The sequence below is a fragment of the Kitasatospora sp. NPDC093558 genome, from assembly GCF_040683475.1.
In the GTDB taxonomy this organism is placed as follows: Bacteria; Actinomycetota; Actinomycetes; order Streptomycetales; family Streptomycetaceae; genus Kitasatospora.
Genome location: NZ_JBFBDY010000843.1, coordinates 1 through 2,386, shown reverse-complemented (window position 1 = coordinate 2,386; position 2,386 = coordinate 1). Strand labels below are relative to the sequence as shown.

3 protein-coding genes and 1 pseudogene are annotated in these 2,386 nt (G+C 74.6%); 2 read left to right on the top strand and 2 right to left on the bottom strand.

Translation table 11 applies throughout. The features are described from left to right. Window positions 1-333, top strand: a pseudogene (locus AB0O00_RS35975) (SAM-dependent methyltransferase); the annotation flags it as partial. Window position 334: 1 nt separating this feature from the next. On the opposite strand, the gene AB0O00_RS35970 reads toward AB0O00_RS35975, so the two are convergent. Then, a complete protein-coding gene (locus tag AB0O00_RS35970; protein ID WP_363658912.1) occupies window positions 335-1,264 on the bottom strand; it encodes an NAD-dependent epimerase/dehydratase family protein in 930 nt (309 codons plus the stop codon). Window positions 1,265-1,283: 19 nt separating this feature from the next. After that, the gene (locus AB0O00_RS35965) at window positions 1,284-1,781 is read right to left on the bottom strand and encodes a MarR family transcriptional regulator (RefSeq protein WP_363658911.1); all 498 of its coding nucleotides are present in this window, start codon (window positions 1,779-1,781) and stop codon (window positions 1,284-1,286) included. A gap of 112 nt (window positions 1,782-1,893) precedes the next feature. On the opposite strand from AB0O00_RS35965, the gene AB0O00_RS35960 reads away from it, so the two are divergent. Then, a partial coding sequence (locus tag AB0O00_RS35960) for an EamA family transporter (protein ID WP_363658910.1) occupies window positions 1,894-2,386 on the top strand: 493 nt, incomplete at its 3' end.

The window sequence follows — 2,386 nt, the reverse complement described above, 5'->3', positions numbered from 1 at the left end:
GCCGTCGGCCACCTCGTCCGCCTCCAGGCCGACGCGGGCGGCGACGCCCTGATCGGCCGCCGCCTGCACCCGCTCCTCACCGCCGCCGGCTTTACGGACGTGACGGTCCGCCCGCGCACGGTCTACGCCGACGCCTCCCGCCCGGCCCTCGTCGAGGGCTTCACCCGCCGCACCTTCATCGCCATGGTCGACTCCATCCGCGATGACGCCCTGTCCGCCGGCCTCACCACCCCCGCAGCGTTCGACGACGGCATCGCCGGCCTGCGCCGCACGGCGGACGAGGACGGGACGTTCCACTACACGTTCTTCAAGGCGGTGGGGGTCAACCCCTGACTCAGCGCCGCCCGCGCCACCACTCGACCGTCGCGCGGAACTGCTCGTCGAGTGGGGTGGGGTGCAGGGTGAAGGTGGACTCGTAGGCGGCGGAGTCCATCACGAACGGGCGGTCGAACTGGTAGAGCGTTTCCCTCAGTTCGCGCAGGAGCGGGGAGACGAGGGAGCCGACGGCGAGGACGGCCGGGGGTGTCCGGCGGACGGCTGCCGAGGTGGTGCCCGCCGCTGCGGCGAGGCCGGCGACCATGTCCCGGGCCGACTTCGGCGGTGCCGTCGGGGCGTGCCAGGCCCGGCCCCACGCGCGTTCGTAGTCGGCGGCCCCGGCCAGGGCGGCGGCCACGTCGGGCAGGTAGGTCCAGCTGTGCGGTGCGTCCGGGTCGCCGAGCACCGCGACGGGCCGCCCGGCCAGGACGCGGGGCACGACCCGGGCGGCGAGGTGGCCGCGGTCGGTGACGCCGGGGCCGAAGAAGTCGGCGGCGCGGACCTCGACGGCCCGGATCCGGCCCGCTTCGTGCAGCGCCCGGGCCTGCTCCCAGATCCCCGCCCGGACCTTGCCCTTGGGGCCGGTCGCCGCGAGCGGGAGGTCTTCGGTGAGGGGGCCGTCGACCGGGCCGTAGCCGTAGAGATTGCCGAGCAGGACGAGCACCGCGCCGCTCGCCTCGGCCGCGGCGCACAGCGCGTCGGTCAGCGGCGGCAGTTCGGCGGCCCAGCGGTGCAGGGGCGGCGCGGCGCAGCCGTGGATCGCGACGGCGCCGCGCGCGGCCTCGGTCAGCCGGGCGGGGTCGGACGCGTCCAGCGCGAGGTGCTCGATGCCGGGTTCGACGGGCCGGCCCGACCGGGTGACGACGCGTACCTCGTGTCCACGCCCGGCCAGCAGCCGTGCCGTGGCCGCCCCCGCGGGCCCGTATCCCACCACCAGATGAAAACTCACGCCGACACCTTAGAGCTCGTCACTCCGCGCTGTCGCCCATGAACGCCAGCAGCGTGCGCATGGCGTCGACGAAGGCGGCGGTCTGCGCGTCGTCGAGGCCGGCGAGCATGCGGTACTCGGTGGCGAGGTGGGCGGGCAGGGCCCGGTCGACGAGGTCGTGGCCCTCGGGGGTGAGGGCGACCTCGCGGCTGCGGCCGTCCTGTTCGCTGCGGGTGCGGGTGACCAGGCCGCGGGCCTCCAGGCGGTCGAGGCGCTGGGTGATCGCGCCGGAGGTGACCATGGCGGACTGCATCAGGCCGGTGGGGGTGAGCCGGTAGGGCGGGCCGCTGCGGCGCAGGGTGGCGAGGACGTCGAAGGAGGCCGCGTCCAGGCCGTGTTCGCCGAAGGTGCGGTTGAGTTCGGCGTCCACCAGCCGGAAGAGGCGCTTGAGCCGGCCGAACACCTCCATCGGGGAGACGTCCAGGTCGGGGCGCTCGGCGCCCCACTGCGCGACGACGCGGTCCACATGATCTGCCACGGGTCCAGGGTAGGGGATCCCCCGATATGTCCTTTAGCAGTGAGGTAACTGTGAGCCACCTCACGCCACCGGAGCGCCAGAAAATGCCTTAGCACTGAGATACATTGGCTTAGTGCTAAGACATCGCCTCGGCATCGTGCTGCTGACCGCACTGGCCCCCGCCGTCTGGGGGTCGACCTACCTCGTCACCACCGAACTCCTGCCGCCCGACCGGCCGTTGCTCGCCGGCGTCCTGCGCTGCCTGCCCGCCGGGCTCCTGCTCGTCGCCGTCACCCGCACCCTGCCCCGGGGCGACTGGTGGTGGCGCGCGCTCGTCCTCGGCGCGCTCAACATCGGCTTCTTCCAGGCCCTCCTCTTCGTCGCCGCCTACCGCCTCCCCGGCGGGATCGCCGCGACCGTCGGCGCCATCCAGCCGCTCGTCACCGCCGTGCTGTCGTCGGCGCTGCTGGGCGAGCGGATCACGCCGCGCACCGTCCTGTCCGGCATCGCGGGCGTCGTGGGCGTCAGCCTGCTCGTGCTGCGGGCCGGCGCCCGGCTCGACGCGGTCGGGCTGGCCGCCGCGGCCGGCAGCGCGGTGGTCATGGCCGCCGGGCTCGTCCTCGCCA